Here is a 25333-nt window from a genome sequence, read left to right on the forward strand (position 1 = left end):
CAAATTAAACGATTGATCTTGGTTTCTCTCAGATCTCACGGGAACTCTGAAGCTGTTCATTGCAGCCCTGCGAGGCCGCGATTGTGATCCACTTTCAAACTCCTTCACGATGGATAGCGACCAGAGCCAAGATCAAATGGCCGGACAGGGAACCCGGCGGAAGCGAGCAGGCATTTCGATATGGAAAAAAATGGGTGGAGGCTCCCTTTCCATTTCTATTTTCGTGCATTTGGCTCTTCTGATTTTCGGAGTGGTTTGGATCTTTCAGACCATTCCGGAAAAGAAAGTGGAGGTCGATTTCATGCCCAAGGGGGGCGGTGGCGGGACTCCGGGAGTCAAGGAGGTCAGCAATAAAAAGCAGCGGGCATCGATGACCATGCCGAACACGCCGCGGATGGCAGCCAAGGGAGTGGCGAGCGCATTCACTCTTCCTGAGCCGGACGCAGCCTCGGAGATGTCGTCGGTGGGCTCGCTGAGCGCGGGCGGACTTTCCGGTGGTCTCGGAGGCAGCGGTTCCGGGGGAGGGCGGGGTGACGGGAAGGGAAAAGGTTTCGGCAGTGGGATGGGGCCAGGGTTGGGTGGTGGTGGTGGTACGGTGAATCCGTTCGGCATCGTTTCGCCCGGTGCCGCAGGGTTGATTGGAACCTTTTACGATCTCAAACAGGATCCGAAGCGGCGTCCCACATCACTTGGGGAGAAAACCAGTTGGAGTGAAATCATGGAAGGGACGCGCGACATCATCCATGGATTCGTGTCCCGTGGATGGAACGAACGGACCTTCGAGGCTAGCTACTATAAATCCCCGCAAAAGCTGGTGCAGACGAAGATTTATCTTCCGCAGATGAGCGCCGACGATGCTCCGAAGGCATTCAATTGCGAGAAAGAGGTGTCGGGCTCCCGGTGGGTGGTCATTTACCGCGGGGTGGTCAAACCGCCGCATACGGGCCGGTTCCGCTTTGTTGGAGCAGGGGATGACATCGTGGTGGTTCGATTTAACAACCGCAACGTTTTCGACTACGGCTATGAAGGCCCGACCGCGAACGTGAAGCTCGCGGGACATGCTGACCAACTGACTGGGAAAGTGGAGGATCGCGAATTCGAACGGGCACGCAGGGATCTGGCCATGCCCAAGCCATTGACCATCTATTCATACGAGGCCATGCCGTCCCGGGCGAAGACGGACATTCGTGGATTGGGAGTGGGATTGGAATTTGAAGCCCGGGAATCCGCTGAGTATCCCATCGATATTTTGGTGAGCGAGGTGCCAGGTGGACTGTTTTTGGCCTACCTCATGATCGAAGAGGTGGGTGTCACGTACGAAAGAGATCCTGCTGGTTGCCCGATTTTGCCGGTCTTCCGTATTGATGATGGAAAGCCAGCTCGCGGGCCAGGTCCGCCCTATGACCTTTCGTCTCCCGCCGCCACGCCCTGGAAACTGGTCTCCGGAGCCCGCCCGGGGATCTAAGGGAGCCTCGTGATGTCCCCGTTCATGCGAAGGAATCTGCAGATGCAGCCGGACTTCTCTTTCGATTTCACTCCCTGTGGAAGGGGCGCCGTTCCCAGGGCTCCAACGGGCTTCTGGGATAAGGTAACAGCCCGGTGGTCGGTGGCCTGGTGCCGCCGGCCACCATTTGGAGGCCGCGTAGGTAAGGTCGACCGTTTGGCCGACCCGGAATGCCGTCTCATCCGAGCTTCGGCGCCGGTGATTGATCATGCTAAAAGTCAAGATATTTAAATTAAACGTTTCATTTTCTGCTTGCGGACCCGTGAATGGGTGCTACTGATTCAACCAACCCTTAATAAAACATTTAATTTGTCGAATGTAGGCATACCGCCGACACGACGTTCTCCTCATCATGAAACCAAAGTTCACTGGCCCAAACGCCTCTCCCCTCGGTAACTTCCTCGTTTTCTGCCTCGGTATCGTTAGCGTCGGAACGTTCCTTTGCTTGGATTCCGCTCATGCCGCGAATCAGACTTGGGATGGTGGTGCCTCGGCGACAGGGACGGATTTTGGCACAGCGGCGAACTGGACCAACGATACACTCCCGACGACGGCGGGGGACACGGCCATCTTCGACGGTCAGGTGGCGGGCAATCTGGTCCTTTCCTACACCAATACCAATTTCGGGGGCGGAGCGGGGCAGGCCGGATTGGGGGTGAGCTTGACCGCCAATCAAACCGGCAGCGTCAGCATCGACTCGTCCGGAAACCAATTGCGCCTCTCCGGGATTTCCAATGCCTCCAGTTCCGCGGCATTCGCGCTGGGAGACGGGGCTGGCTCGAATTTCAATGTGATCATGGGCAACGGAACTCCCCATGCGTTCTTGAACAATTCGTCCGGTTTGGCATCGATTGGTTCCGAAGTGGTGTTCAGTGCCCTTGGGGGCGGGGGAGCTCATGCCTTTGCTTTTGATGGGACAGGCAATTGGGCATTGAATGGAACCATCTCGGTTGGCGGAGTCGCCATCACGAAATCGGGCACCGGAACTTTGACAATCTCCAGCACCGCGAACAATAGCGGTGGTGCGACAGTGAACGCCGGAATCGTTGCCATAGGGGGGGCTGGCAAACTTGGGGCCACAACCAGCACGTTGGCGCTGGCGGGTGGCTCCCTCAATCTCGGAGGCACCACCCAGACCGTTGGTGCGGTCACCGTCAGCGCAGGAGCTGCAAGCGGTGACACCATTTCGAATGGTTCGCTTTCCGCGACAACATTGGCGATCTCCAGTGTTTCCGGTAGCGTGACACTTTCCTCCGCGATTTCAACCAGCGGAGCACTGTCCAAGAGCAACGCCGCAAATGCCGTTTTGACCGGCAACAACGCCGTTACCGGTGACCTGACCATGAATGGCGCGGGCAACCTGACCCTTTCGGGAACGAACACCGTCGGTGGAAATTTCTCCCATACCGGCGGCAATGGATTCGCAGTCGTCAGCGCGGGGAGCACGACGGTCACTGGGAGCATCCAGTACCTCGGCACGGGCAGTAATTTCAGGGTGTCCGGCGGCTCTCTTGCCGCCGCTGGCGCGACGACCAGTGGTAATAGCGCCTTCCGAAACCTCGAATTCAATGGCGGAGAACTCCGCCTGAATGGGGATGCTTTCACCGGTAGCGCGGCGGTCGCATTGATCTTCAATGGCGGCACGCTCAAGAGCGGAAGCGCCACGGGCATCACCATCTACGACGCCGACAATACTTTCGACGTCAATGCAGGCGGGGCGATCTTCGACACGACCATCGGGGACATCTCCACCGGGTCGAACGTGAACTCCGCGAACATCCGCAGGTTGAACGGAACAACAGGTGGTTCCGTGACGATCAAGGGGGGCAAGACTCTCCACACTCCCGTCACCAATACCGGCATCATCGTCCTTCAAGATGGTTCGGTATGGGACACGAACGGCAGCAATTCGACGGTCGGTGGCCTTTCGGGAACCACCGGCACCATTGGAAGTTCGGGGACTCTCCAAACGGTGACCTTGAACGTCGCTGCCGGATCGCTCGCCTATGGCGGAATTGTATCCAGTGGAGCCACCCTCACAAAGGCAGGCGTGGGAACTCAGAGCCTCGCGGGCAACAATGCAATTTCCACGAACGCTAACGGAACCTCCGCGATCCGGGTGGAAGCGGGGACGCTCGCGCTGGGCGGTAATAACGCGATTTCGGCTGTCGGTGCCGCGACCAGTGCGGGCAACCTCATCAACGTGGTAGGGGCCGCGACCGTGGAACTGACTGGACACAACACCCTCACTCCGGCCAACGGCGTTGGTATCACCGTCGGTGGCGGCGGGGTCCTCAGTGTGAACTCGATCGCCAACGCCTTGTCCGGTGCCACGCAGGTTAATCTCGGCGGCAACACGAACAGTGGACGGCTGCTGTATACGGGGGCTGGCGAGACTACGGCTTTGGTCATCGGCTCGACCGCTGGAACCAGTTCGTCTGCCATTGTAGACCAGTCGGGAGCAGGAAACCTGAAATTCAGTTCGAACACGGCATTGTCCGGCGGGATCCAAAGCCTGACCCTGCAAGGGAGCACCGCAGGAACCGGTGAGTTCGCAGGCATCATCGCCAATGGGGCCTCCACCGGGATGCAATTGATCAAGACCGGTACCGGCAAATGGACGTTGTCCGGTGCCAACACCTATACGGGCGACACGAACGTCCTTGGCGGGGTTCTGGCGGTCAGCGGGAATTCGATTCCCGACGCTGGCAAACTGGTAATCGACGGCGGCAAGATCGCTGCAACCGGCACCGAGGTGGTGGCCACCCTTTATTTCGGAACCATCCAGCAGCCTGGTGGTACTTGGGGCGCTACTGGCTCGGGAGCGACGCATATTGATGATACCCACTTCAGTGGCACCACCGGCGTGGTGAGCGTGGCGAGCGGGCCAGCCAACACCTACTCCGTTTGGGCTGCGACGAACGCCGGTAACCAGTCCGCTGACATGGACTATGATTCCGACGGAGTGCGGAACGGGGTGGAATACTTCATGGGACAGGGAGGGAGTTCCTTCACTGCGAACCCCGTGCCGGTGAACGGCACAATCACATGGCCGAAGGATCCTTCGTTCAGTGGCCTTTATGAGGTGCAGACTTCGAGCGATTTGATCAATTGGACGCCGGTTACGGTTGCCGATAATGGTACATCCGTGTCCTACACCCTGCCAACCGGCCAGGGAAAACTGTTCGCGCGCCTCATTGTCCTTCCAAACTGAGACGAACTTACCGGAGCTGGATCGATCGAAAGAAAATCCGGCTCCGGACCGTCCCGGTCATCGGTTCCGACCATCAATGACCTGCAAGGTAGGATATTGGCATACCGGTTCGTTTTGAACCCATTCCTGTATCTGGACGCCTTCCACTCCCTGTCAACCGAGCCGCGAACCGTGCGGGCCCGGATAATAGTTCGAAAAATTTCTACCGTGATTGCAAAACTCCCTCAATTTCCCGGGATCGCGCCATCGGATGTTTCAGATGCAGTCCGGGCAATGATTGTGCGGATCATTATGGTGATGGCTCTGGTCTGCAGTGTTGGCACCTTGGGTGCCTGGCAGGCTGACAATGGAGACGGAACGTTCACGAATCCGCCGCTCTACGCGGACTATCCCGATCCGGACGTCATTCGGGTGGGGAATGAATTTTATATGGCGACCACCACTTTCGCCAACTCGCCGGGGCTGCGCCTGCTACATTCTAGGGATTTGGTGAATTGGGAGTTTTGCTCCCACGTGATGCCTCGGCTTGAGGGCCGGAAAGAATACGATTTGAACGGTGGTAACGCCTATCGCGGCGGCGTCTTCGCTCCGAGCCTTCGTTACCACAAAGGCACGTTTTATGTCGCCGTTACTCCGAACGGATCTGGAGAGAAAACCCGGATTTACCGAGCCAAGGATCCGCGGGGCCCGTGGTCTGTCCAAATTCTGGATCGTGCGGCCTTCGATCCGGGACTGTTCTTTGACGACGATGGCAAGGGGTACATCGTGACCTCCGGAGGTTGGGACGGCACGGTGACGCTCCTAACCCTTAGCGATGATTTGACCAAGGTGGTATCCGATCAGAAGGTGCACTTCAACAAGGGCGCCGAGGGGTCGAAACTGGTCAAACGGGGCGAATGGTATTATTTGTTCAATGCGATTCCAGGGAAGCTGGCGTTGACAGTGTCACGGGCGAAGAATCTGAAGGGACCATGGGAAACCCGTCCTCAGATCGATGACAAGACAGGGGGACATCAAGGGGCCATCGTGGATTTGCCGGATGGGAGGGATTTCGGGTTCGTCATGATTGACGACCGGTTTGCCGGTCGGATGACCAACATGAGCCCGATTTTCTGGGAGGATGGCTGGCCGGTATGGGGAGAGAAGGAAGCGCCGGGAAGGGTTCCAGCAACGGCAAGGAAGCCGGTCCAAGGAGTGCCGATCATGCAGCCGGCGACCAGCGATGATTTCAGCCGGACCGCTCTCGGGCTCCAATGGGCCTGGAACCACAACCCAGATGACACTCGTTGGTCTTTGACTGAGCGTCCGGGTTTCCTACGACTCAAGCCAACCAAGTCGGATGGATTCTGGACGGCGAGAAACACACTTACTCAAAAGGGGCAGGGACCCTGGAGCCGCGGCGACGTCAAACTTGACCTGAGAAATCTCAAGCCGGGAGACATCTGCGGATTTGGAACCTTGGGGAAATACAATGGCCACATTGCCGTGAATTGTCAGGCCGACGGCAGACTTTTCCTCAGCATGGAAGTGATCGAGGATACTGTCGGGGAAAGCCGTCGGGCGGAACGCGTTTCTCACGAAGCATTTGAGGGTAAGGACCTCTATTTGCGTACTGAACTCGATTTTAGGGGAGGTAGGGCTCGCTGTGCTTACAGCGCCGATGGAACGGCGTGGCGTCTGCTTGGAGGAGATTTTCCTGCTACCTACGATTGGCGGACGGGGACCTTTCAAGGGCCGCAATATGCGATATTTTGTTACAATTCGTCGCCAGGTCCGGGTCTTCTTGATGTCGATTATTTTCGGTTCTCCGATAAGCCGGAGTAGATATGTGATGAATATTCGGGATCGGTTGCAAAATCGAATTGTGGCTTTTCCATTGCTGCCGATGAAGATGGTCGATTCCGAGGTCCGTTTTTTGATAATTACATGAGAATGTCGTATAACGTTATCGAGGTCTTCGCGGGCAAGCGGCGCGCAGGCTTACCCGGCCTCCTTGCTGCCCTGTTGACCTGCTGGTGTGGGACTGCTGTGGCGGAAAAAGCAACTAGCCCGGATGGATTGATCGCGGTGCAGATCGAGCTGATGGATGGCCGACCAACGTTTCAGATCAGCCGGAACGGCGCGGTTTTTCTGGAGCCATCCCCGTTGGGGTTGGAGACGAGTATCGGCAGCTTTTCTTCAGATCTAAAGGATGCGGGAGTTTCGTTTAAAGATCTGGGTGATGACTACGAGCTGCCCCACGGTAAGGTGCGCAAAGTCCATTATGCGGCGAGAGAAATGACCAGCCGGTTCACCAATGCGAAAGGCGACTCGATGGATGTCATTTGCCGTGTTAGCAATCGGGATGTCGCATTCGCTTATCGGCTTTCTTCAAAGGACCGGACACACGTGGTGATTCAACGGGAAGCAACAGGTTTCCGAATCCCGAAAGACGCGAAGGCTTTCGTTTCCCCGCAGGCACGGGCAGGTGGTGGATTTGCCGCTACCAAGCCGAGCTACGAGGAAGGGTATCTCATCGACGAGCCCGTGGGAAAGAAGTCGGGCTCCGGCCTCGGCTTTACATTCCCGGCGTTGTTTCGCGTGGGGTCGTCGGGATGGATGTTGCTTTCCGAGACCGGTGTGTCGTCGGGCTATGCCGGCACTCGCTTGAGTGATCCGACTCCAGAAGGTCTATACTCCATCGCGTTTCCCGAGCCGGCTGAGAATGGGGGATCGGGCGATGCGACGGTGAATGGAGCGTTGCCGTTCCTCACATCATGGAAAACATTGACCTTGGGGTCGAGCCTTGCCCCCATCGTGGAGACCACGGTGTCCACCGATGTCGTCAAGCCGCTCTATCCCGCGTCTCAAGACTACCGGCCTGGTCGAGCGTCATGGAGCTGGTTGATCTGGCAGGATCCGAGCATGAACCTCGATGACCAGCGGAAGTTTGTCGAGATGGCCGCTCGTATGGGGTTCGAGTATATCCTGGTTGACGCCCTGTGGGATAAGAACATTGGCCGGGAGAAGATGGCCAGCCTGGTGAAAGAGGCTGCATCGCATTCAGTCGGGGTGCTGCTGTGGTACAATTCCAATGGCTCCTGGAACGATGCTCCCCAGACACCGCTCCATTGCATGGACACGGCACCGGCACGGATGCGCGAAATGTCATGGATGAAATCCATCGGGGTGAAGGGAATCAAGGTGGATTTCTTCGGAGGGGACAAGCAGACCACGATGAAGCTCTATGAGGACATTCTCACGGATGCCAACGCGTTCGGGCTGATGGTGAACTTCCACGGCACGACGCTACCCCGAGGGTGGGAGCGAATGTATCCCAACCACATGACGAGCGAGGCGGTCACGGCTTCGGAAAATCTGGTGTTCAGCCAGGGTTTCGCTGACAGGGAAGCATTCAATAGCACCGTATTTCCGTTTGTTCGCAATCCCGTGGCTGCCATGGACTACGGCCCGGTGATCTTGAGCCGCCGGTTCGCACGTGATGGAAGTCGGGGCACGCTTCGTCGTACGACCGATACCTTCCAGCTAGCCACGGCCGTCCTCTATCAATCGCCGCTGCAGCATTTTGGATTGGTTCCTGATAATCTGGCAGAACAGCCAAAATTCGTTCTCGATTTTCTCAAGAAGGTGCCCTGCGTTTGGGATGAAACCCGCTATGTGGACGGCTATCCTGGGCAATTTGCCGTGATCGCCCGCCGGTCGGGCGGTCGATGGTACGTCGCCGCGACTCATGCGGGCAAGGAACAGAGGGAGCTATCCTTCTCCTTGCCCTTTCTCAAAGGCAAGGCGCTCCAACTTCTTTCCGATACGCCGAGCGGTGGCACCGAGCTCTCAACCGTGAGAATCGGAGATGACGGGATGGTCCGCTGTAAACTCGAGGCGGGCGGGGGAGCGGTCTTGTTTGAATAACGGGCTGTAACGTCATCCTCCCGGTGCCTGCCGAGCAGGCTCTTCCTGGCCTGTTTGCGCCATAATGAAAATCCTCTTCAATCAACTCACATGAAATCCTGCAAACTTCCGATTCTTCTCTGCTTTGCGGCATCTTCCTCCTCTCTGATCGCCGACTATCCTCTGGTGTCCCATCGCTACTTGGCAGATCCTTCGTCGCTGGTGACGAAGGACCGGGTCTACCTCTATTGCTCGGACGACGATGAGAGTCCGGTCCAGGGTAGCTATGTGATTCCCGACGTGGTCTGTGTTTCATCCAGCGACATGAAGAACTGGACGGATCACGGGACCGTGTTCCGGGCGGAGAAGGAAACCACCTGGGCGAAGAAGACCTGGGCTCCTTCCGCGATCGAGCGGGACGGGAAGTATTTCCTCTATTTCGGAAACGGTGGTGGCAACATCGGGGTGGTGGTCGCGGACAACCCGCTGGGGCCCTTCAAGGATGTCCTGGGAAAATACCTCATCGATGGGCGGACGCCCGGCGTGCAACCGGCGAAGAACATGTGGCTTTTTGATCCCGGGGTTTTCATCGACGACGACGGCCAAGCATTCATCTATTTCGGCGGGAACGGCGACGACAACGTGCGGGTGGCCAAATTGAAGCGGGATATGATCACACTCGACGGGGAGGTGATGAAGATGAATGCCCCGAACTTTTTTGAGGCATCGTGGATGTTCAAACGCAAGGGCGTCTATTACTTCGCCTACTCCAGCAATCCGAAGGCGGGAATGAGAATCGACTACATGACCGGCGGCAAGCCGACGGAAGGATTCACCTACCGGGGGACCGTGGCGGACCAGCCTCCGATCAACAACGACAACAATCACGCCGCGGAGTTCGAGTTCAAGGGGCGCTGGTTCCATGTCTATCACAACCGCGTCGTCGCGAAAGAGGCGGGTATTCCGACCGGATTCCGCCGAAATCTGGCCCTGGAGGAATTTGGTTTCGAGGAGGATGGCGCGATCCGCAAGGTGGTATACACCACAAACGGGGTCGCCCAAGCGGGGAATCTCAATCCCTACACAAGGGTGGAAGGGGAGACGACCAATGCACAGCACGGAGTCGAAACGGAGAAGTGCAGCGAAGGAGGAATGAATCTCTGCTGCCTTGATCAAGGGGACTGGGTGCGCGTGGTTGGGGTGGATTTCGGTGGCAAGGGGGCAAAGAAATTCAGCGCCCGGGTAGCCAGCGCGGAAGAGGGAGGCAACATCGAGCTCCGGTTGGGCGGAGCGGATGGTAAACTCGTCGGAACCTGCAGGGTGGAGAACACGGGTGGGTGGCAGAGTTGGAAGAGCGTCTCCTGTGAGGTCGCTGGTGCTGCGGGCGTGCAGGACTTGTACTTGAAATTCACCGGTGGGCAGAAGCCGCTGTTCAATGTGGACTGCTGGAAATTCGAATAATGCGGTCGGACCGCCGTTGCCGGTGGAAGCCGGGGAATTGCCACCGCGAGGAACCAGAATATTTCGGGAAAGGTGAAACAAATAAAACGTTTCATCGTAATCGAAGTATTCGGGCTCCCGTTGTCTCGCCAGGGAGAGTGGCTGCCCGTGGATCGAAGAAAACCTGTTCAATCGATGATGATGATCGACCGTATTCGTAGCATCGCTGTGGCCATGTCGGCGATCCTGTTGGCGGTATCCAACACCGTGTCCGCTGACGAAAGTAGTCTGCTTTGGTACGACAAGCCGGCGCAGAAGTGGACGGAGGCTTTGGCGATCGGGAATGGGCGGGTGGGGGCGATGGTGTTTGGCCAGCCAGCCAACGAGCGCCTTCAGCTGAACGAGGCCACCCTGTGGGCGGGTGGGCCCTACAACCCGGTGAACCCTGAGGCGAAGGGTGCCCTGCCCGAGGTGCGGAAGCTCGTTTTCGACGGAAAATTTCGTGAAGCCGGGCAGTTGGTCAATGAGAAGGTCATCGCCAGGCCGAAGAGCCAGATGGCGTTCCAGACGGTGGGGGATCTGCTGTTGTCCTTCCCTGCGGGTGTGGTTCAGGACTACCGCCGCGCCCTCGACCTCGATACCGCCATCGCGACGGTGAGCTACACGAGCGATGGCGTGAAGTATACCCGGGAGATGTTTGCGAGCGCGCCGGACAATGTGATCGTGGTGCGGCTCACAGCGGATCAGCCGGGGAAAATATCCTTCACGGCCGGTATGAAATCCCCGATGAGGGACACCACGGTGGAGACCGTGGACGGGGATTCCCTGGTGATGCGTGGGAAAGGCGGCAACGGAGCCGGTAATATTGCTGGAGCGCTCAGCTACCAGGCCCGGGTCCGGGTCATTGCCAGCGGCGGCAGCGTGACTTCTTCTCCGGCTGGCATTGCCGCGGACAAAGCTGATTCGGTCACTGTTCTGGTGGCGGCGGCCACGAGTTACAAAAATTACGAGGATGTGAGCGGAGATCCCGAGGCGATCGTAAGGAATCTGATCGCTGCCGCCTCGAGGAAGAATGTCGATTCGCTCCGCGCCGGCCACCTGAAGGACTATCAGCCCCTGTTTCGCCGCGTTACCCTGGACCTGGGGCGAAGCGAGGCGATGAAGCTGGCGACGGACGAGCGTATCCAGAAGTTTGGAGAGGGAAATGATCCTCAGCTCGCGGCGCTCTATTACCAGTTTGCCCGCTATCTCCTAATCAGCTGCTCACGCCCGGGAGGCCAGCCGGCGAATTTGCAAGGCATGTGGAACGACAGCCTGAATCCTCCGTGGCAGAGCAAGTACACGATCAACATCAACACCGAGATGAATTACTGGCCCGCGGAATCGGGCAACCTGGCCGAATGCGTCGAGCCGCTCATGGCGATGGTCGGAGACCTGTCGGTGACCGGAGCGAGGACGGCACGGGAGATGTATGGCGCGCGGGGATGGGTGACGCATCACAACACCGACCTGTGGCGGGCCACGGCGCCGATCGACTTTGCCGATGCCGGCATGTGGCCGACGGGAGGGGCTTGGCTGTGTCTCCACCTTTGGGACCGCTACGAGTATAGCGGCGACCAACAGGTGCTGAAACGCATCTACCCGATGATGAAGGGGGCTGCGCAGTTCTTCCTGGACACTCTGCAGGAGGAACCGGAGCACAAGTGGCTCGTCACGAATCCCTCGATCTCCCCGGAGAACGGACACCCCGGAGGCGCGCTGAGCGCGGGGCCGACGATGGACAACCAGATACTCCGTGATCTGTTCTCCAACACGATAAAGGCCGGGGAGATTCTCGGTGTGGACCCCGAGTTCCGCAAGCAACTCGTATCCGCGCGTGGACGTCTGGCTCCGAACCAAATTGGAAGTGCCGGCCAATTGCAGGAATGGATGACGGATTGGGACATGAAGGCGGGCGATCTCCACCACCGCCACGTTTCCCACCTGTATGGGCTCTTTCCCGGGCGGGATATTTCGCTGCGGGGCACTCCCTCCCTGGCCGCGGCGGCGAAGAAGTCCCTTGAGATCCGTGGAGACAAAGCCACGGGGTGGGCCACTGCCTGGCGTATTTGCCTTTGGGCACACCTCGGCGGCGGAGACCACGCGTTCGACATCATCAAGCTCCTGTTGGCACCCGGCTTGACGTATCCGAACATGTTTGACGCGCACCCGCCCTTCCAGATCGATGGAAATTTCGGCGGTGCGGCGGGCATCGCCGAGATGCTGGTGCAGAGCCGTCTCGGGGAGATTGAATTCCTGCCGGCGCTGCCGAAGTCCTGGCCCTCTGGATGCGTGAAGGGCCTGCGTGCCCGGGGCGGCTTTGAAGTGGATGTGACCTGGAAGGATGGCGCCTTGGTGGAAGCGAATGTCCGTTCGATCGCCGGGAGTTCCACCCGTCTGGTTTGCGGACAGGCCAAGCGCGATCTCAAGATCCCGAAGGGAGGGAGCTTCCGTTGGAATGGCCAGTAAGCGACAATGCCCGACCTTTGATCTTCGAAAAACCACCGATCTCTGAAGGAAGTATGAACGAATCATCATTCAATGGAATGGCTGCCTTTCCGCGGACGGCCGGATTCCCGGCGCAAGCGGTGAAAGCATGCCTCGGGTTCCTCGGCATGGCGATATGGGGCGCCGTTCTTGCTATCGCCGGAGCTGCCGATACCCCATGGATCACAACCTGGGGATGTGCCCCACAGGTCACGGATGCCGGGAACATGCCGCCGGTGCCCCTCGCCGACAGCGTATTGCGCCAATTCGTGCACACTTCGGTCGGAGGCAAAACGCTTCGCCTTCGCCTGTCGAATGCCTTTGGCAAGGAGCCGGTGGTGGTGAAGGCAGCCCATGTGGCACGAGCCGCGGCGATGGGCAGTGCGGGAAACGGCGACATTGATCCTGCCACAGATCGGGCTCTCGCGTTCCAGGGAAGTCACGAAGTGGTCATTCCTCCCGGTGCGGCGGTGGTGTCGGACCCGCTGGCTTTCGACCTTCCCGTTTCCGCGGATGTTGGGATCAGTCTCCAGTTCGGCCAGGTTTCGGAGACGGCGCTCAGCGGGCATTCCGGCTCGCGCACGACCTCGTTCATTGCTCCCGCCGATGCGATTTCAGCGGCGACCTTGCCGACGGCAACCAAGACCCAGCACTGGTATATTCTTTCCGGCATCGAGGTGGAGGGCGGTAAAGACCGTGGCTCGATCGTGATTCTCGGTGATTCGATCACGGACGGGAGAGGTTCCACCACGGACGGCAACGATCGCTGGACGGACACGTTTGCGAAGCGCTTGAGCTCCCATCCGCCGACTGCCGGGCTTGGGGTTGTCAACATGGGGATTGGCGGCAACGGGATCTTCGGAGGCTTGGGGCCTGCGGCGGAGAAGCGTTTCGAAAGGGATGTGACCGGGCAATCCGGAGCCCGCTATTTCATCCTCTTCGAGGGCGTCAATGATATTGGTGGGGCCCGCGGTCCGGCCGTGGCCGATCTGGCAGGCCGTCTGATCAAAGCCTATACCGAATTTGCGAAGCAGGCACGCGCCAGGGGCATGAAGGCCTATGCCGCCACGATCACGCCTTTTGGCGGGCACTCCTATTTCAGTCCGGAGCGCGAGGCTTGCCGCCAGGACGTGAACAAGTGGCTGCGGGAGAACAAGGTGTTCGACGGGGTAATCGATTTTGATGCCGTGGTGCGGGATCCCGCGAATCCCGATAAACTTCTACCAGCCTATAGCAGCGACGGGTTGCACCCGAATCCGGCCGGTTATCAGGCCATGGCGGCTGCAGTGGATCTGAAACAGTTCTCTCCATGATTCTCCAGTGCGGCAATAGAATGGGCTTGGACGATTTCAGGCAGCGAAGATCGCGTTGGAATCCATCCAATCCGTCCGCTGAAAGGCGAAACCCCGTTGTCTCTCTATCAACCGAACCTCATCCGAACGATGTTCCCTAAAATCCTGAACTTTCTACCACCCGCCTTGGTCGCCGGAATTCTGACCGCATCGGGTGTCGAGCCGGCTGCCCCAACGCTCCGAAGTGCTTACAACGGCAGTTTCCTCATCGGTGTGGCGCTCAATGGCCGGACGGTTTCCGGAGGGAACACGAAGGCGGCGGAAATCGCTTCGCGGCAGTTTTCGTCCGTCACTCCGGAAAACGATATGAAGTGGCAATCGCTGCATCCCCAACCGGAGCGGTACGATTTCAAGGCGGCGGATGCCTACGCGGATTTCGCGAAAGCGAATCAGATGGCATTGATCGGTCACACCCTGGTTTGGCACAGCCAGACGCCCCAATGGGTGTTCCAAGGGGACGGTGGCCAGCAGGCGACCCGGGAAGTGCTCCTGAAGCGCATGCGCGACCATATTCATGCGGTGGTGGGCCGCTACAAGGGACGGGTGAAGGGGTGGGACGTCGTCAACGAAGCGCTTTCCGATGGAGGGCCCGATGTGCTCCGTGATTCGCCGTGGAGGCGAATTATCGGCGACGATTTTCTCGATCAAGCGTTCCGCTTTGCAAAGGAAGCCGATCCGAAGGCAGAACTGTATTACAACGACTATGGCTTGGAAAACGAGCGGAAGCGGAGCAACTGCGTGAAATTGCTCCGGGGAATGCTTGATCGCGGGGTGCCAATCGACGGCGTCGGGACCCAGTCCCATTTCCAACTGGAGAAGCCGTCACTCGATGAGGTCGAGAAGACGATCAAGGCGTTCTCCGAGCTCGGCTTGAAAGTGATGGTGACCGAGTTGGATGTAGACGTTCTCCCATCCCGGGGGAATCCATCCATTGCCGACATCAATCGGCGCGAACAGGGAGACGCGTCCCTGGATCCCTATGTCTCTGGATTGCCGGCGGAGATGCAGCAAAAACTGGCCAAGCGTTATGCTGATCTCTTCAGTGTGTATCTCCGGAACCGCAAGTCGGTTGCCCGGGTGACCTTGTGGGGTCTGGATGACGGCCAGACCTGGCTGAATGGGTTTCCTATCCGCGGACGCACCAATCATCCCTTGCTGATTGACCGTGATTTGAAGCCGAAGCCCGCGTTTTTCTCGGTTCTAGGCAGTGCCAAAGAGCAACGAAATCGTTGATCAAGCGGGCGAAATTGCGAACGAAGTTTCAAAATTAACCGTTTAATTTTTTCTTGCAATTTTTCATCAGATGCCGATTCTTGGCCTCAAGAGCAGATTGGTCATTTCGCTAAGATTGAGGCCATTTACTGCATCTAAGAATTTATTTGGGTAATGCAATAGACACAGAATGAAGATCGGGTGACCCACGCCCGGTCATCTGATCCGAGTCTCCCGCCCTGACCACAATGCCTCGTGCCAGGGTGGGGGATGAGGATCGATGTGGATATTTTCGAAATTGCTCCGATCATGTATTCCACATTACAACGACCGCTTTTTGGTATGGATCACATGGAAGTTCCGTCGAAAACGATTCCACCGGAGCTGCTACAGCTATTGGCCGACAATCTCCCCAGGGAGATGTTTACTACCGATGGATCGTTGGATTTTAGTAAGGTCGAAAAGAGAGATTTTTGGGGACGAATGGATCGAAATCAAGATCTAGCATCGGAGGGACTGAATGCCTTGGAAGAGTCGATTGTGCGCCCATTTGTCGTGATGGCGAAGATAGCCGAATACTTGCGGAGGAATTATCGGACTCCACTGGGTCTCACCGCCATAGCGGACCAATTTGGAATGAAGCCCGTAAGGCTTCGGCGGTCGTTCAAGAAGATATTCAAGATGGCACCCTTGGAATACCTGATGAACGTGAGGATCGAAAACGCAAAAAAGCTACTGGCGTCAACCACGAAGGGCATTAACGACGTTGCCGTCGAGGTTGGGTTTTATGATCATAGTGCGCTGACGAAACAATTTCTGAAAATAACCGGTGAGAATCCGTCGGCATATCGATCAAAGAAACGGGAGGAGATATTTGATATGCTGGTGAAGTTCGGTTGATGCTGAATTCTATTTTAATCTATTTCCAAAAACCCATTTCGAATTATTCTCCGATGATTTTATGCCGAGCGATCGCCGTGTTTTTTATCGCGATGTCCATTTCGATTGCTGGGCCTAGCTTGGGCCTCGGAATCGATTTCGTGGAGAATCGCTATAGTCCCGGGGACTTTCCCTTGGTGCATGAGGGACAGGCGGCTCCACTGATATTTGACGCCGCTGATTACGCTGGCGTCTTGCTGGCTGGCAAGGATCTGCAGGGCGACATTGAGCGGGTCACAGGCAAGAAGCCGGAAATTTCGAAGACCTTGGGGTCGAATTCGAAATCCGTTATCATCGCGGGCACCCTTGGGAAGAGTGCAGCGATCGACGCCTTGGTAAAGGCGGGAAAGATCAATGTTTCGCCGATTGTAGGGAAGTGGGAGAGCTTTCTGATCACGGTTGTGCGAAATCCGGCTCTGGGAGTTGATTTGGCACTGGTGATCGTGGGAAGCGACAAGCGGGGGACGATTTTTGGTCTTTATGAGATGTCGGAGCAGATTGGCGTCTCACCTTGGTATTGGTGGGCTGATGTGGCGGTTCCGCATCAGGACGAGATTTGCATCCGAAGCGGAGAATATCTGCAGGGGCCGCCTGGAGTGAAGTACCGGGGCATTTTCCTGAACGACGAAGCACCAGCCCTCTCAGGGTGGGCGAAGGAGAAATTCGGTGGCTTCAACAAGGAGTTTTACAAGAAGGTCTTCGAACTCATTTTGCGCCTCCGAGGTAACTACCTCTGGCCTGCGATGTGGGGAAACGCGTTCAACGAGGACGACCCCGCCAATCCGCAACTCGCCGATGAATACGGCATCGTGATGGGGACTTCCCATCACGAGCCAATGTTGCGGGCCCAGGCGGAATGGAAGAAACATGGAGTGGGCCCTTGGAACTATGCCACGAACCAGGCGGTGCTGAAACGCTTCTGGGAGGCAGGTATCGAGCGGAACCGAAAGTTCGAGAGCATCGTGACGATCGGGATGCGAGGCGATGGCGATGAACCGATGGTCAATGGCGGGGACATGTCCGCAAACTCACAGCTGCTGGAGCGGATTATCCGCGATCAACGGGGGATACTCTCCCGTCACGTCAATCCAGACCCAACAAAGGTTCCCCAGCTATGGGCGCTCTATAAGGAAGTGTTGGAGTATTATAACCATGGGCTTCGGGTGCCGGACGATGTCACCCTGCTTTGGTGCGACGATAATTGGGGCAACATCCGGCGGTTGCCCACGGCGGAGGAGCGCAAGCGTTCCGGTGGTGCGGGAGTCTATTACCACTTCGACTACGTGGGGGGGCCACGAAACTACAAGTGGATCAATACCAATCCTCTTCCGAAGGTCTGGGAACAGATGAATCTCGCCCACCAATATGGTGCCAACCGCATATGGATCGTGAACGTCGGTGACCTCAAGCCGATGGAGGTCCCGATGGAGTTTTTCCTGCGGATGGCGTGGAATCCCGGTGCCTTGTCCAAGGACGACGTTTCGAAATACACACAGCGCTGGGCCGCACGGGAGTTCGGCCGTCAGCGTGCGGTGGAGATCGCGGAGGTGGTTGCGACCTATGCCAAATACAATGGCTGGCGGAAGCCTGAGCTCTTGTCGCCAGAAACGTTCAGCCTGATTCACTATCGCGAGGCGGAGCTCGTTTCCAAGTCGTGGAACGATCTCTTGGCGAAGGCCGAATCGATCGACCGGGACCTGCCTGAGGTGCAGAAAGCTTCCTTCTACCAGCTTGTCCTCCACCCGGTGAGAGCATCAGCGACGGTTGCGGATCTCTACATCGCGCTCGGCCGAAACAAACTCTATGCCAGCCAAGGGCGAGCCAGCGCCAATGTGGAAGCCGCGCGAGTGCGGGAATTGTTCGAGCGGGACAAGGAGATCACCGATCACTACAACCGGAAGATTTCCGGAGGAAAGTGGAACCATTTGATGGATCAGACTCATATCGGCTACACCGGGTGGCAGCAACCGGCGGTCAATATCCTTCCCGAGGTGACTGAAAACCAGCTTTCCGAGAATTCCAGTTACGGAGTAACCGTCGAAGGCTCCGTCGACATGTGGCCCGGATGCAATCCGGATCCGTCCTTGCCGCGATTCGATTCCCTTGGTCGCCAGAGATCCTATGTGGAGGTCTGCGCTCTCGGCACCGGGCCTGTCGATTTCAAGTTCCACGCGAGCCACCCTTGGATCAAGATTTTGCCGGACGTGGAGAAACACCAGGACCAGCGGCTGTGGGTGGACATTGACTGGGGGACGGCACCGATTGGCGAATCCGAAGGATATGTTTCAATCGAGGGAGGTGCCGGGACCGTGAAAGTCCACCTTACCGCGCTGAGAGCGACTGCCGATCAGGAGCGGGAAGCGAAAGGATGTTTCGGTGGACTTTCGGGACCGATCGCGATCGCGGCGAAGGATGCCGTGAAGAGCGTCGCGGTGGGGCAGGTCCATTGGGATCTAATTCCCGACTACGGCCGGGCAAAAGCCGGCGTTTCGGTTTTCCCGGTGACGGCGGCCAGCATCTTGCCTCCTGCCGCGGCACCCTATCTGGAGTATCCAGTGTATTTGGCCAAGGCCGGCAATGTCGATGTCGATGCGATCATTGGATCGACATTGGATTTCGTTCCAGGACGTGGATTGAGATTGGCGGTTTCCATTGACGACGCCCCGCCGGAGGTGGTCGACGCGTTTCCCGGGAAGGAATCCGAATCCCGGTGGGGGAACGCCGTGAAGGACAACATCCGGATCCTGCGGTTATCCCATGTCATCGACCGGCCGGGGCGGCACGTTCTCAGGATTGCCATGGTGGATCCCGGGGTGGTCCTGCAGAAACTGATCATCCACCAGGAGCCTTTGCCTCCCAGCTACTTCGGTCCGCCGGAGGTCGGTCTCAACGTCGCGTCCCGTTGAAACAACCAACCCAGCCATTCACCACTGACAACCATGATGAGAAAAACCCTATTCTTACTGACCCTGTTGCTGACCCTCCTCACCGGAACGATCCACGCGGCTGAAAAATTCACCTACGTTATCGTCCACGGTGCCACCGCCGGTGGCTGGGAGTGGAAGAAGGCAGCCAAATTCCTCGAGAGCGATGGCCACGAAGTTCATCGTGCCACGCTCACCGGGCTTGGTGAACGGATGCATCTCGCGACCAAGGAGGTCGACCTTGAAACCCACATCAATGATGTGGTGAATACGATTCTCTTCGAGGATCTCCACGATGTGGTGCTGACGGGGCACAGCTACGGTGGGATGGTCATCACGGGCGTGATGGACCGGGTTCCCGATCGCATCCGGCATGTGGTGTTTCTGGATGCGGCTGTGCCGGAAAATGGGAACAGCATGTATGATCTGGTGGGTGGTCCTCCGAAGAACTCGAAAGTGGTCGATGGGCTCGTGCAGTTTTCGTGGTATGACGCGAACGCTCCGTTTCCCCATGGGGTTCCACAGCCTGAGAAGACGTTCAGCCAGCCGGTGTCCTACAAGAATCCAGCCGCTCTCGTGCTGCCCGTGACCTACGTTGCATTCCTTCCTGCCGGACAGCCCGCCGAGAGCAGGGCGGCCAGCGACAAAGGTTGGCAACGGGCGGTCAAGAGAGGGTGGTCGATCCGCACGTTTGCCGGGACCCATGTGGCCCACCAGGAGGATCCTCGCGGCCTCGCAACGCTCCTTGAAGAAGCAGTAGGCGACAAGAACAAGGCGGTGGAACAAAAGCCCGCTGAATAGCCTGCGCGCTGAAATACCGATGACCGGCAGTTCTGGATATTTCCGCACTGGAGGCGCGCCAGGGGACGGGAACAAGGAGCTGTAACCCGACGGATTGTTGAAGAGCTCGAACCCGAGCCGCCAGAAAGCGGTGAGCCATCTTCAACGATCGCCAGCCAGCGGGGATCAGGGACCCGATTTCGAACCTGTCCATCCCTTGCCCGGCACTTGATTGGCCAAGCCCATTGGTTGGCTGGAAAGCCCGGAGGAGTCTGCTCTCGGACTCCTCCTTGATGATTGCTGTTGATTCTCCAAACCCAAGCCATGAAGACGTTCATAAAAACCCACCTACATGTTGTCATGCTGCTTCTGATCATGGTCATTTCGCACCCCGGTGCGAGTGGCCAAACTGCTTCAGCGATGCGGCGGCCGATTTCCCCCCAGCAGCCGATGTGGCTCGTTCACATCGATACATGGAACTATCCCGATCCTCAGAAGATCATCGCTCTCATCCCGCAGGACATCCGTCCGTATGTGGTGATGAATATTTCTATCTCGATCAGCCATAATACCACGACAGGCCAGTTCCAGGTTGCTGAATATGGATATGAGGTGGCGAAGTCCTGGATGAGGGCTTGTGCGGAAAATGGGATGTGGACGATGATCCAGCAATCCAGTGGTGGCCTTCATCAGTTCCCCGAGAGCGATCTCACCATCTACGAGGAGTTTTTTCGGGATTATCCCAATTTTCTCGGGTTCAACTACGCTGAGCACTTCTGGGGCTTCGATGATCCGAATGATCCAGCTTCAGCGCCTTGGACTGCACGGATGACGCATTTGGCGAATCTTTTAAATCTCACTGCTAAATACGGCGGCTATCTCGTGATGAGTTGGTGCGGGAACCAGTATTCTCCGAATATCAATCCGATTGGGATGTTGAAGCGTAGTTCCGCGTTTGCTCAAGCTTGCCGGGATCATACGGAAAATTTCATTCTTTGCGAGAAGTATACTACTGTGGCCTACCAATTCGACAAGGAGAGCACCTGTCTGGGTGCCTACCTGTCGGGTTATAGTGGGCAGTATGGTGTCCGTTACGACAATAGCGGCTGGACGGATTACCAGGGCAACAACACCAATTTGACTGAGGATCAGAAATTCACTCTCGCTTCGGGTGGCGCTCCTCATCTTGAGCACATGATGCTAACCGGCGAGACGGTGATCGATGGTCCCGAGATCATCTGGATGAATTGTTTCAAGGAACTCAGTAGCACATCGATCGACAACGGCTACACCGCGCGGCGGTGGGGGACTTTTGCGTGCTTCGACAATGTCATGGTGGATATGTTCCGCAAGGTTTTGGATGGAACCGTTCGCATTCCCTCTCGCCAGGAGGTTATTGACCGCACGAAAGTCGTGGTCGTTAACAACGTGAATTCCGGCGGCAACGATGCCATTTACAGCTCGCCGGACACCCTCTTCGAAGGACTTTACCGAATGGAGGGGGATGGCGGCTACCTCGATGGCAACTACCAGAACAATAAAAGCTTCTTCAAGAAAACGGGGCGCTACCCCACCATTCCGACAGTCTACCTGCTGGACGATGCGGCGGCCAACTCCTTCCAGGTCAAGATCAACAAATCGACCTACGCGACCCGCTGGCCGACGATTGCGGCCAAGCAGGCCGAACTCAACAGCTTGTTCCCCTCGGAATACACGGGCGACCTTTACGCAGGACGCCTCGAGAACGGATGGGTAACCTACAACCCCTACAAGACCAATCAAAGCGCAAGCGGGTCCATTCCCTTCAAATACAACACCTGTGACCACATGGACCTGACCTATTCCAGGTACACGTCCGGAGTCATCAAGGAATACGCGAACAAGGTGACGTTCTACCTCACCAACTACCAGAACGAGATCGATACCAGTTTGAAGACGGACACGATCAAGATCTACGGGGCCACATCGGAGCCGACCTGGTCCTATACGGACCGGGCTAGCCACCAGGCCAGTGTGGTGACCAAGAGTTGGACTGGGGGCATACTGACGCTGACCGTTCAGCATAATGGCGCGCTCGATTTAACGGTCAATTGTTCTGGAGCCGGGACGGGCCGTTTGACTGCTTATACCCCAGCCGTGCTCACCCCGCCTGCCGCGCCTCTGGCCTATCCGGGCATCCGTCAGTATGAGGCGGAATGCTTCGACTACAAGAACATCACCGGGATTACGACCAGTGCGTACGCGGGTAGCATCCGCAACTACACGGGGCAGGGATACCTGCAATTCGGCAACGGCTCCACCGCCGCTGTGCGCGATGCCGTGACCGCTCCGAAGGCTGGCACTTACCGGCTCGAGACCCGCTATGCGGTGACAACGGGCAATATCGGTTCCGTCGACCTCTACGTGAACGGAACCAAGGTGGCGACGCCCCTATTCAACCAGACCGCGACGTTGAGCGATTGGGCTGTCCACAAGCAAGCCATCACGCTGAATGCCGGCTCCAATACCATCGAGTTTCGAGCCAATGCCACCGGAGGAGGATCGTTGTACTTCGATAGCATCGCTATTGTCCCGACGGCGTATGACGGTGGTGTGGTCATCCAGGAGAACAAGACGGGATTCGTTGGAGTGGATGGCACGGTTGACAGCGACAACGCCGGTTTCACAGGCGATGGGTTTGCCAATACGATCGATGCGGCAGGGGCCGGGATCGACTGGAGCGTTTGCCTTGATGGATCGCCGGTAAAGGCGTTCCGGTTCCGCTATGCGAGCCTGTCGGATACGACCGCCGACCTGTCTGTGAATGGAAGCAACGTTGCTTCATCCATTCAATTTCCGGCCACTGGATCACTTTCGAGCTGGGATTATGTCACAGTCCATGTCGCAGCAGGGGAGGGGATCTCCAATGTGCGGCTTCAGGCGACCACCAGCACGGGACTGCCGAACATCGATTACGTGGAGGTGATCGGAGGCGGAACGACCCCGATTCAGAGTATTGAACCGTCCGCCGATGCATACGTGAGAGCGGGAGGCGACGCCGGCAGCAATTTCGGCACGAGTGCCGAGCTGGTGGTGAAGAATGCTGGCTCGGCTGGCTCCAATTTGAATCGCAACACGTTTTTGAAATTCGACGTACGCGCGCTTGCGAACGCGCAAAGCGTCAAACTGAAATTGACGCCCACCAAGGTCGATGGGCCCGCCACGCTGGCTTATGAGTTGGTCAAGGACGACAGTTGGACGGAATCGGGGGTGACCTGGAACAATCAACCCAGTGTGTCGGGAACGGTCATCGCGAACGTCAATGGGTATGCAGTTGGCCAACCGATTGTTATCGATGTGACCAGCTTGGTCAGGAACGAAGCCTTGGTTGACGGCACGCTCTCGATACGGATTTCCGACCCCAATGCGGCTGCAAATTACATCGGATTTGGTTCCCGGGAAACCGCGGGCGCGGGGCTGAGGCCTGTATTGGAGTATACGCTGGTTCCAGGGGTGCCTGAGCTTGGGAAGCTCGTGCAGTTGCGGTTTGACGAAACAACCGGCACGACGGCCTTCGATTCGACTGGGCACGGTTGGAACGGGACGTTGCTCAACGGTTCCAACTGGATTTCGGGAACCGATGCGAAACTCAATGGAGCCGTAGCTCTCAATGGGACCAATGGAGGTTTCGTGTCCTTGCCAGCGGGAGTGGTGAATGGGGTAAACGATTTCACCGTGGCGTTTTGGGTGAAATTGAACACGATTTCCACTTGGAGCAGGGTGTTTGATTTCAGCACCGGGAGCACGCAAAACAGCATGTATTTCACACCGCTGACCTCCGGAGGACGTGTTCGCTTTGGTCTGCGAGTCAATGGGAACGCTCAAAATCTGGAGACCCCCGCCGGCTTTCAGTTCCCGACTGGAGCCTGGACCCACGTGGCCGTCACACTGTCGGAAAATACGGCCACGATGTACATTGACGGAGTGGCGGTAGCGACCAATGCCGCCATGACCAACCGTCCTGCCGGGCTGGGATCAACCACTGTGAATTCACTCGGGAAATCCGTTTCTTCGGATCCCTACCTTGATGGCTCGATCGATGAGTTCCAGGTTCATAATATTGCTTTGAGTCCAGCCTTGGTCGCCGCCCTTGCGGCGCCTATTGCCGCTCCAACAAACCTCTTTGCCTCTCCATCTGATTCCAAGGTGGTTTTGACGTGGGATGCGGTGGAAGGAGCAATCAGCTACACGATCAAGCGTGCGACGACAAGCGGAGGACCGTTTGCTGCATTGGGATCAACCGGAACCGCTTCATTTGTTGATACGTCCGCTGTAAATGGGACCAGCTACTATTACGTGGTGACCGCGAACAATAGTGTCACCGAGAGCGCCAATTCTATAGAGAGGTTGGCAATTCCAGCTCCGATGCGCGCGTATTTGCGCTTTGACGACGGGAGCGGGATCACGGCGCTGGACGCTTCTGGAAATGGCTGGCAGGGAACCGTGGTGAACACTCCGATATGGGTGGCTGGCAACGAGGCGAAGATCGGTGGCGCGTTGAAGCTTGCCGCAAGCAGCAACCAGCACGTGACGTTGCCGTCCGGGGTGGTCAACGGTCTCACCGATTTCACCGTCGCCTGCTGGGTCAATCTCAACAGCATTTCAACTTGGTCACGCATTTTTGATTTCAGCACAGGCTCGACGCAAAACAGTATGTACTTGACCCCACGTACGTCGGGAGGAGTTGTGCGGTTTGGTCTCCGGGTCAACGGAAACGCACAAAATATCGAAGGGCCGGCCCCACTGGCGAGTGGCAGGTGGACACATGTAGCGGTTTCCCGTTCGGGAACGACGGCGACGCTTTACGTGGATGGTGTTGCCGTGGCTTCAACGAATTCGATGAGCTTTACCCCTTCCTCTCTTGGCATCACAACGGTCAATTACATCGGACGATCGGTGTCGGCGGATCCATATTTGGATGGGGCCGTGGATGAATTCCGAATTTACGGCAGCGCGCTGAGTGCCCGGGAAATCGGGGCTTTGGCCAATTTGTCTTCTTCCCAACTTGGTGCCGCCGCACCGACGTTTGCCCAGTGGTTGTCCGCTTCTTTCCCGGGGCAGTCTGATTCCTCGATCGTGGGGCCGATTGCAGACCCAGACCATGACGGACAAGTGAATCTCCTGGAGTATTACTTTGGTGGTAATCCTGGGGTAAAGAGCGCCCCTGAGGTCATGAATGGAATGGTGGATGGGAGCGGGAACATTGTCCTTACATACCGGCGATCCAAGAACTTGAGCGGAGTGACGGCGAGCGTGCAAGCATCCGCAGATTGTGTGACGTGGATCGATACCGGGGTGTCTCCTGAGATTGTCAGTGATGGAGGTAGCTACCACGTCCTCCGGGCAACGGTCCCTATGGGAGCGGCAAAGCGGAAGTTCCTGCGGCTCGTGGTGCACAATCCATAGCCTGGAACCGGAGCTGGGTTTGGTTCTTCTTTTCGGTTGCTTGTGAGCACTGGATGCTCACAAGCGGCCTGGGGGGAGGTCCATGTGACAGCCATTGACGGTCCTCTGC

At 57.3% G+C, this 25333-nt stretch carries 12 protein-coding genes; all 12 read left to right on the forward strand.

The features are described from left to right. Positions 1 to 109: 109 nt before the first annotated feature. The 12 genes from llg_RS11475 to llg_RS11530 all read left to right on the forward strand — a co-directional run bounded on the left by llg_RS11475 (position 110) and on the right by llg_RS11530 (position 25224). The gene (locus llg_RS11475) at positions 110 to 1465 is read left to right on the forward strand and encodes a hypothetical protein (protein WP_338290065.1); all 1356 of its coding nucleotides are present in this window, start codon (positions 110 to 112) and stop codon (positions 1463 to 1465) included. A 391-nt stretch (positions 1466 to 1856) separates the two neighbouring features. Continuing rightward, positions 1857 to 4718 (forward strand): autotransporter-associated beta strand repeat-containing protein, encoded by a 2862-nt coding sequence (locus llg_RS11480; protein WP_338290066.1) that lies wholly within the window; start codon positions 1857 to 1859, stop codon positions 4716 to 4718. A gap of 207 nt (positions 4719 to 4925) precedes the next feature. Further along, positions 4926 to 6542 carry a glycoside hydrolase 43 family protein gene (locus tag llg_RS11485; protein ID WP_338290067.1) on the forward strand — a complete coding sequence of 539 codons (1617 nt, stop codon included), beginning with the start codon at positions 4926 to 4928 and terminating at the stop codon, positions 6540 to 6542. A gap of 108 nt (positions 6543 to 6650) precedes the next feature. Further along, entirely contained in the window at positions 6651 to 8627 is a 1977-nt protein-coding gene (locus tag llg_RS11490; protein WP_338290068.1) for a glycoside hydrolase family 97 catalytic domain-containing protein, read from the forward strand. 165 nt (positions 8628 to 8792) lie between these two features. Further along, positions 8793 to 10067, forward strand: a complete 1275-nt coding sequence (locus tag llg_RS11495; RefSeq protein ID WP_338290070.1) for a glycoside hydrolase family 43 protein — start codon at positions 8793 to 8795, stop codon at positions 10065 to 10067. Positions 10068 to 10139: 72 nt separating this feature from the next. Next, the gene (locus tag llg_RS11500; protein WP_338290071.1) at positions 10140 to 12554 is read left to right on the forward strand and encodes a glycoside hydrolase N-terminal domain-containing protein; all 2415 of its coding nucleotides are present in this window, start codon (positions 10140 to 10142) and stop codon (positions 12552 to 12554) included. Between the two features lie 17 nt (positions 12555 to 12571). Continuing rightward, complete coding sequence (locus llg_RS11505) at positions 12572 to 13885, forward strand: SGNH/GDSL hydrolase family protein (RefSeq protein WP_338290073.1); 1314 nt, start codon at positions 12572 to 12574, stop codon at positions 13883 to 13885. 129 nt (positions 13886 to 14014) lie between these two features. Further along, positions 14015 to 15157, forward strand: coding sequence for an endo-1,4-beta-xylanase (locus tag llg_RS11510; protein ID WP_338290075.1), 1143 nt, complete (start codon positions 14015 to 14017; stop codon positions 15155 to 15157). A gap of 288 nt (positions 15158 to 15445) precedes the next feature. Beyond that, the gene (locus llg_RS11515; protein WP_338290076.1) at positions 15446 to 16036 is read left to right on the forward strand and encodes an AraC family transcriptional regulator; all 591 of its coding nucleotides are present in this window, start codon (positions 15446 to 15448) and stop codon (positions 16034 to 16036) included. Beyond that, positions 16036 to 18981: a glycosyl hydrolase 115 family protein gene (locus llg_RS11520; RefSeq protein ID WP_338290077.1), complete on the forward strand. Its 2946-nt coding sequence runs from the start codon at positions 16036 to 16038 to the stop codon at positions 18979 to 18981. The genes llg_RS11515 and llg_RS11520 overlap by 1 nt, the downstream gene beginning before the upstream one ends. Positions 18982 to 19014: 33 nt before the next feature. Then, positions 19015 to 19800: an alpha/beta hydrolase family protein gene (locus llg_RS11525; protein ID WP_338290078.1), complete on the forward strand. Its 786-nt coding sequence runs from the start codon at positions 19015 to 19017 to the stop codon at positions 19798 to 19800. A gap of 339 nt (positions 19801 to 20139) precedes the next feature. Further along, the gene (locus llg_RS11530; RefSeq protein WP_338290080.1) at positions 20140 to 25224 is read left to right on the forward strand and encodes a glycoside hydrolase family 98 domain-containing protein; all 5085 of its coding nucleotides are present in this window, start codon (positions 20140 to 20142) and stop codon (positions 25222 to 25224) included. The last annotated feature ends 109 nt before the right edge of the window (positions 25225 to 25333 follow it).

The organism is Luteolibacter sp. LG18, from assembly GCF_036322585.1.
In the GTDB taxonomy this organism is placed as follows: domain Bacteria; phylum Verrucomicrobiota; class Verrucomicrobiia; order Verrucomicrobiales; family Akkermansiaceae; genus Luteolibacter.

What these genes read in the sequence shown, in the direction of transcription:
- llg_RS11475 (WP_338290065.1), top strand. Translation starts at nt 110, where the DNA reads ATGGATAGCGACCAGAGCCAAGATCAAATGGCCGGACAGGGAACCCGG.
- llg_RS11480 (WP_338290066.1), top strand. Translation starts at nt 1,857, where the DNA reads ATGAAACCAAAGTTCACTGGCCCAAACGCCTCTCCCCTCGGTAACTTC.
- llg_RS11490 (WP_338290068.1), top strand. Translation starts at nt 6,651, where the DNA reads ATGTCGTATAACGTTATCGAGGTCTTCGCGGGCAAGCGGCGCGCAGGC.
- llg_RS11510 (WP_338290075.1), top strand. Translation starts at nt 14,015, where the DNA reads ATGTTCCCTAAAATCCTGAACTTTCTACCACCCGCCTTGGTCGCCGGA.
- llg_RS11515 (WP_338290076.1), top strand. Translation starts at nt 15,446, where the DNA reads ATGTATTCCACATTACAACGACCGCTTTTTGGTATGGATCACATGGAA.
- llg_RS11520 (WP_338290077.1), top strand. Translation starts at nt 16,036, where the DNA reads ATGCTGAATTCTATTTTAATCTATTTCCAAAAACCCATTTCGAATTAT.
- llg_RS11525 (WP_338290078.1), top strand. Translation starts at nt 19,015, where the DNA reads ATGATGAGAAAAACCCTATTCTTACTGACCCTGTTGCTGACCCTCCTC.
- llg_RS11530 (WP_338290080.1), top strand. Translation starts at nt 20,140, where the DNA reads ATGCTGCTTCTGATCATGGTCATTTCGCACCCCGGTGCGAGTGGCCAA.